Source organism: Calidithermus roseus, from assembly GCF_003574095.1.
Taxonomy (GTDB): Bacteria; Deinococcota; Deinococci; order Deinococcales; family Thermaceae; genus Calidithermus; species Calidithermus roseus.
Window position 1 is genome coordinate 22796 of the sequence record NZ_QWLA01000049.1, and the last position, 6105, is coordinate 28900.

A 6105-nucleotide genomic window follows, 5' to 3' on the forward strand; every position below is an offset into this window, starting at 1 on the left:
AACCTCCTCATGCCCGCGTGCTGAGCCTGACCGCACGCGGGCTTTGCTCGAGCGTCTTCCAGTTGCTTGTAACCTTGAGCCTGCGGGGATCGTTGGTGGCGAGCTGCACCTCCAGTTGGGGATAGGGCAAGGGGTAATCTCCTTCGGCCTCGAGCCTTAGCTCGATCTCCTGCGCAGTGGAAAACATGCTCAGCGTGATGATGGCATAAGTTCCCTGGCGATAGGCCAGGGTCTCACCGTCGTCTTCGTACAAGACGAAGCTCGAGTGCCCCTCGCCCCGGTGGGGGAAAAGCCACAGCTCGCGGGTGGTGTCGTGCCGGGGGCTAATCCAGGGCTGTACTGGCCCCAGCGGCACGATGGCTCCTTCCCGCACCAGGAGCGGCACCCGTTCCAATGGGGTTGGGTATTCGAAGCGGCCTTGGTAGTGGTTTCGGCTGTGCCAGTCGTACCAGCCTTCGAGGAGCTTGAGCACTACGCTTTGCTGCCCTGGCTCCGCCACCATGGGAAAGAGCAGAAAAGGTCCCAGCAGGGCGTGAAAGCCGGGGTCTTCGAACATTTCGGGAAACTCGTACATCAGGGGCCGGTGGATGGGGGCGCCGGTCTGGCAGTGCTGCCAGGTCAGCGAGTAAAGATAAGGCAGCAAGCGGTAACGAAGCTCGAGGGCCTGCTTGACGGAGGGGAACACCTCGGGGAAGCTCCAGGGCTCGGTAGGCGGCTCCTTCCAGGAGTGAATCGAGAAGCGGGGGTAGGCCACGGCCTGCTGCACCCAGCGCAGGAAGAGTTCCGGGCTGGGGGCCTGGCCGAAGAAGCCCCCCACGTCGTTGCCGTTGAAGGCAAAGCCGCTGAGGGCCAGCCCCAGCTCGACGGGGTTGCCGAAGCGCAGGTTTTTCCAGTCGCTGGTGTTGTCCCCGCTCCAGGTCTGGGCCAGCCGCTGCACCCCCAGCGAGGCCGAGCGGGAGATCAGGAAGGGGCGCTTGTTGCGGAATTGCGGGTGCTCGAGGGCAGCCTGGTGCGAGGCCTGGGCCATGCCCAGAATCTGTTCGCTGGGATAGGTGGGCTTGCCCTGGGCATTGAAGGCTTCGTCGCCCAGGGCGTACTCGTTATTGTCGTTCCAGATGCCCTCGATCCCTCGGTCTAGTAGCTCCTGCTGGACGTTCCGGCGCCACCAGGATTGGGCCTCGGGGTTGGTAAAGTCGAGCCAGGAGGCATCGCCGCTCCAGAAGGGGGCCACCAGGGCCCGGCCCGGGCGATCGCGCACGAAGCAGCCTTTTTGCTCGAGCTCTGGGTAATCTGGGTGCTCCTGCAACAGGGCGGGCTTCACGTTGGCGATAAGCCGCAGCCCCCGCTCCTTGAGCTTTTCGACCAGCGCATTGGGGTTGGGGATGACCTCCCGGTTCCAATGAAACACAAAGCGCTTGCCCTCACGCAGGGTGTAGCCGCTGCTCAGGTGGAACCCATCGCAGGGCACGCCCTCCTGGCGCAGCCGCTCGGCGAAGGCCAGCAGGCGTTCCTCGGGGTTGTCGGCATCGGTGTAGGCCATGCCGGAGGCCAGGTAGCCCAGGCTCCAGCGGGGGGGGAGGCTGGGCCTGCCGATCAGGTCGGTGAGCCGCTGCAGCAACTCCGGCAGGCTTTCGGCAGCCACCACCACGTAGCGCACGTAATCGGCCCCCTGCAGCAGGGTATAGATAAAGGATCCGTGGTAGTGGTGCCGCTCGGAGCCAAAGTCGAAGACCATGGGATGGGGCTGGTCGTAGATCAAAGCGCTCCAGAGGTTTTCGCCGTGCCGGGTGAGGTAGAGCGGGATGTGCTTGTAGAGCGGGTCGGAGAACTCGGGGTCGTAGTTGCAGGCGTCGCGGGGCTCGAGGCGGTAGCGCCTGGAATTGCGCTGCAAGACACCGCTCACCTCTCCCAGGCCGAAGTACCGCTCGGCGGGCTTTTGCACCCGGGTGTGCCGCAGGCCCTCGCGGGTCTTCTGATACGCGATCTGGGGGTGATCCTCCAGGATGCACTGGCCTTTGTAGGAAATACGGAAAGCTATGGGCGCGGGCTGCCAGCTAGCGGTGATGTCACCGCCTTGCATGTGCCCGTCCTCCTGCCGCTCCCAGGGTAAGGGTTTTGGCTCGAGCAGCACGCTGGGGTGGGCTGCTTCCCCAAGGACCAAGCGGACAGCGAAGGGAGAGAGGCGCTCGAGGCTAAGCCTCGTAGGGGTAGCGGGCGTGTGTGGGGGCATGCCAGATTGCATAAGAATCTCAAACCATCCCGAAAAAGACCTGGCGTTTTGGAAACCGCTTTCCATAGAGAATTTCACGGCGGGTCACTTTTGTCAAGGTGCTGTTAGAAAGCGGCCACATATCGGTGTTTTTCGGAGTGCAACGCGATGGACTTCGGGCGACGGGATTTGGGTGTAGCCCGACCACATATACGACCTGGCCGAGGATCTCGGTATGTACTAAAATATTAAAAGCATGCGCAAGCCCGTTCGTATCTTTGAGGTGGCCCGTGAGGCCGGGGTTTCTCCCAGCACGGTTTCCAAGGTCTTGAACGGAACTCAGCGCATGGCTGCGGCTACTGAGGCGCGAGTTTGGAAAGCGGTTTCCAAGCTGGGCTACCACGCCAACCTGCACGCCCAGATTCTCAGCACGGGGCGCTCAAGAGCCTTGGGGGTGGTGATCCTGGACATCCTGAACCCCCACTTCACCGCCCTGGTTAAAGGCGCGGGCCAGGTGGCCGCAGAAAGGAGCTACACGGTGCTCCTGGCCGATGCCGAGGAGAACCCCCGGCGCGAGCAGGAGCTCATCCAGAGCCTCAAAGCCCGCACCGATGGGCTAATTCTGGCAGGCTCGAGGCTTAGCGACGAGGAGATTGTCGCCCTCCATAGCCCCGAGCAGCCCATCGTGACCGTCGGGCGGCGCATCGCAGGGGTGCCCTCGGTCACGGTGGATGAGTACACGGCCTCGCTCCAGCTCACCAGCCATCTCATCGCCCAGGGATGTAAGCACATCACTTATTTGGCCGGCCCACCCTTTTGGGTCAACCAGGAGCGCGAACGTGGCTACCGAGATGCGCTACAGCAGGCAGGTCTGGCCCCCCAGGTGCTGTCGCTCACCACCCCCGACCTGCTGGGTGGCGAACAGGCCAGTGCGTTGCTCTGGGCGGCACGGCCTTTTCCCGACGCGGTCGTCTGCTATAACGACCTGGCTGCCATTGGCCTGATGGCTTCGCTCAAGACTTTGGGGGTGAAGGTGCCCCAGGAGGTGGCGGTGGCGGCCTTCGGCAATCACCCGCTCGCTGCTCACCTCTCGCCGAGCCTAACCCATATGGAAATTCCCAGCCGAAAGTTGGGAGAGCTGGCTACGGGTCTGCTGGTGGAGTTGCTTGAGTGCCCTCGAGAGGAGGCAATACAGGTGATTCAGTATGCGGTTCTACGCCCCCGTGAGTCGAGCATCATCAGGGTTTGAGCGGAAAAGGTGTGGGGTGTATGAACCGCTTCCCCAAATCAAAACTCGCAGCTATACAGGGGTCTTGAGTTTTAGCCCTAAAGCTTGAAGGGGCTTGTGGTGTCCCCGTTGGTTGGCACTCCCACGGCTAAAGCGCGTGGGATTCTTGGGCTCACCACTGCGCCCGGTACGAGCGTCTTACACGGTGATGCACGGTATTTCGACCGTCTCCTCAAGCGTGACTTCCCGTGTGTCCCACGGTACGGAGTTTGGTCAAGAGTGCGGCTTGGTTTTCGCCGCACCAGACCGAGATTCGCACGCTACAGGTTTTACCCGCCCAGCGCTTCGTGGACGGAACCCCCTACCCCGCCCCGCCAAGGCGGGGCGGCAAGAACCTCGGGAACCGTTGTTCCCGAGGGGCATTTTATCACATACCAGCCGCCCACTATGCCACATGCCCCTGCGCCGCAGGGGCATGTGGCATGGGGGATAGGGTGGGTGGTTTAAATGCCGCTTCCATTGTACGTTAAGTCATTTCTTGCCCTATGCACAGGGCCTGAAATTTACCCTTGTCGGAGGCGACTAACCACCTGCTGATCGTCCCTCGCCCGCTGCATGGTGGTCTCACTCGCGTCGCTACGCCCCCTCGAGGCGCTCAGACTTTCCCTAGCACTACCCGCACTTTCGCCTAGCCTGAGTGCCCGGTTGCAGCGCAATACGCACGTGGCCCAGCTTTCGCCCTTCAGCCCAGCGCTGGGGGTCAGAAGCTGCTGGAATATGCCGACACCCCACATCCCGGCGGGCGCCTTCACCCCGCTCGAGGGCGGCAAACGCGACGGCAGCTAGGCGCTAACCCGGACCCAGAGGGTTGAGCCAGCGCAGGCCCGGGAAACGCCCAAAGCCTTGGTCCGTGCTGACCAGGGTAGCCCCCCGCTCGAGCGCCAGTGCCGCCAGGAAGGCGTCGTTGAGGTCGTTGCCGCGCGGGTTTTGGCTCTGGCAGAGGCTTTCCAGGATGGCGAGATGGTTCGTACCAGGCTCAACGAGCTGATATGAAGGCTGCGTCCTGAGCCCGTACAGGAATGCGAAAACTTCCTCGGGCGCGGCGGCTAGGTCTCCTAGCGAAGGCAAGGTGTTGATGCGCAACACCGTGAGTTCGACCCAGCTGGGGGCGGCGACGCTCTCCCCGCTGGAGAGGGTCTTGCTCAACCAGGCGTAGCAGGCCCCGTGCTGCGGCGAGTCTCGCCGGAAGGCGTAGATGAGTACGTTGGCATCGAGGATATACACGGACAATCCCCGTTGAACCGAGCGGGCGGCGTCTGCTGTTCGCCGCCGATTATCCCATTTTGTGGAGATCGTGCTCGGCTTGGCTGGCCTGGATTAACTGTTTGAGCTGTTCGGGGGTGAAGTCAAAGGCTTTGCCGCTGTCGAAGGTGGGGAGATTTGCCGGCTTGCCCGGACGGTACTGCAAACGCAAACGCAGTGCCTCCTCGAGAAACTGCGTGAGGGTGATTCCCTGCCGGGCGGCCTCAGCCTTGGCCTTCCTGTACAGTTCGTCGTTGATGCGGAGTGTGGTTTGCATATGTCAAATATAGCAAATATGTCAAATGCATCATAAGCCTGCAAGCTTTCGCGTGCACCACCCGCTACGTCCCGGCGTGGCGGGAAGCCGGGGGCTTTCCGAGTGCATCCACCGCTGCGAGTGCGGGTGCGTGCTGGACAGGGGCGTGGCCGCCGCGAGGGCGAAGCCCCGTTCTAAAGAACGTGGTGTCGTCAACGGCGGGGATTGTCCTTTTTAAGCCCCCGGCGCACAGGGCTTGCCCCATCTCGAAGGAGATCGACCGTGGGCTCTTGTCTGCTCAACCTGCCCAGAACGACAGCTCCCTGAACACCCCCAGGTCGCGGTAGTTGAGTGTCCACACCGGGGCTTTCGCCCGCAGGGCCAGCAGCACCACGCTGGCGTCCTCCAAGGTGCCCCTCCAATCCGGCCTCCCCGCCAGCAAGACCTGGATGGCCTCGAGGTCGCTATAGCCGATTGGAACGACCTCCAATGCCTCCACCATCCGTTCCAGGGCCCGCCGGGCCACCGCTGGCCCTCCCTCGAAGAGCAGCCACTTGTACACCTCGAACAGCACCGGCAGGGGGATGATCAGGCGGCTATTCCGTTCTGCTAACTCGTGGAACCCCCGCACCGCCGCCTCATGGTCATGGTCGGCAGCGTGGAAGAGTGCGATCAGCGGCCCCGCGTCCAGAACCAGCCTGGGTGAGCCCGTGCTCATCGCTCCTGAAGGTAACGATCCTCCGCCCCTTCTCCGGCGTTCACCTTAGCCTTCTCGACGATCCCAGCCAGTTCCAAAAGGGCCGCCGGGTTGCGCCGCAACCGGGCCTCCAGCGCCTCCTGCACCAGGGCCGAGAGGCTGGTCTCCGGGTGCTCCTTCAAGTAAGCCTCGACCACGTGGGCCAGGTCGTCGGGTAGATAGATGGTGGTCCGCATGGGTTTATCATACCATGTAATACCACTCCACCCTGAGTCCCTGCTCCGGTGGGTGTGTCCCAAAAACAACCCAATAGCCTAGACTGAGGCATGAGCCCACTACAAGAGCGGTTGATGGCGCTGATTGGGGAAGCGGAAGCGAAGGGTAAGGGGATGAAACTGGCCCAGCTGGAGCAG

The 6105-nt window shown here is 62.7% G+C and carries 7 protein-coding genes; 2 read left to right on the forward strand and 5 right to left on the reverse strand.

Annotation, left to right across the window (positions count from 1 at the left end; translation table 11 throughout):
• Nucleotides 1–7: 7 nt before the first annotated feature.
• Nucleotides 8–2080: a TIM-barrel domain-containing protein gene (locus Mrose_RS12280; RefSeq protein ID WP_182482789.1), complete on the reverse strand. Its 2073-nt coding sequence runs from the start codon at nt 2078–2080 to the stop codon at nt 8–10.
• Between the two features lie 385 nt (nt 2081–2465).
• Here Mrose_RS12280 and Mrose_RS12285 point away from each other — a divergent pair, with 385 nt between their 5' ends.
• Complete coding sequence (locus tag Mrose_RS12285; protein ID WP_119278657.1) at nt 2466–3458, forward strand: LacI family DNA-binding transcriptional regulator; 993 nt, start codon at nt 2466–2468, stop codon at nt 3456–3458.
• A gap of 684 nt (nt 3459–4142) precedes the next feature.
• Nucleotides 4143–4283 (forward strand): hypothetical protein, encoded by a 141-nt coding sequence (locus Mrose_RS18900; protein WP_182482790.1) that lies wholly within the window; start codon nt 4143–4145, stop codon nt 4281–4283.
• A 3-nt stretch (nt 4284–4286) separates the two neighbouring features.
• Here Mrose_RS18900 and Mrose_RS12290 read toward each other — a convergent pair whose 3' ends face one another.
• The 4 genes from Mrose_RS12290 to Mrose_RS12305 form a co-directional block, all read right to left on the reverse strand.
• Nucleotides 4287–4721, reverse strand: a complete 435-nt coding sequence (locus Mrose_RS12290; protein WP_182482791.1) for a TA system VapC family ribonuclease toxin — start codon at nt 4719–4721, stop codon at nt 4287–4289.
• 49 nt (nt 4722–4770) lie between these two features.
• Nucleotides 4771–5016: a toxin-antitoxin system HicB family antitoxin gene (locus Mrose_RS12295; RefSeq protein WP_119278661.1), complete on the reverse strand. Its 246-nt coding sequence runs from the start codon at nt 5014–5016 to the stop codon at nt 4771–4773.
• 277 nt (nt 5017–5293) lie between these two features.
• The gene (locus Mrose_RS12300; protein ID WP_119278663.1) at nt 5294–5713 is read right to left on the reverse strand and encodes a type II toxin-antitoxin system VapC family toxin; all 420 of its coding nucleotides are present in this window, start codon (nt 5711–5713) and stop codon (nt 5294–5296) included.
• Nucleotides 5710–5928 (reverse strand): CopG family transcriptional regulator, encoded by a 219-nt coding sequence (locus tag Mrose_RS12305; protein WP_119278665.1) that lies wholly within the window; start codon nt 5926–5928, stop codon nt 5710–5712. The genes Mrose_RS12300 and Mrose_RS12305 overlap by 4 nt, the downstream gene beginning before the upstream one ends.
• Between the last annotated feature and the right edge of the window lie 177 nt (nt 5929–6105).

What these genes read in the sequence shown, in the direction of transcription:
- Mrose_RS12295 (WP_119278661.1), bottom strand. Translation starts at nt 5,016, where the DNA reads ATGCAAACCACACTCCGCATCAACGACGAACTGTACAGGAAGGCCAAG.
- Mrose_RS12305 (WP_119278665.1), bottom strand. Translation starts at nt 5,928, where the DNA reads ATGCGGACCACCATCTATCTACCCGACGACCTGGCCCACGTGGTCGAG.
- Mrose_RS12280 (WP_182482789.1), bottom strand. Translation starts at nt 2,080, where the DNA reads ATGCAAGGCGGTGACATCACCGCTAGCTGGCAGCCCGCGCCCATAGCT.
- Mrose_RS12285 (WP_119278657.1), top strand. Translation starts at nt 2,466, where the DNA reads ATGCGCAAGCCCGTTCGTATCTTTGAGGTGGCCCGTGAGGCCGGGGTT.
- Mrose_RS12300 (WP_119278663.1), bottom strand. Translation starts at nt 5,713, where the DNA reads ATGAGCACGGGCTCACCCAGGCTGGTTCTGGACGCGGGGCCGCTGATC.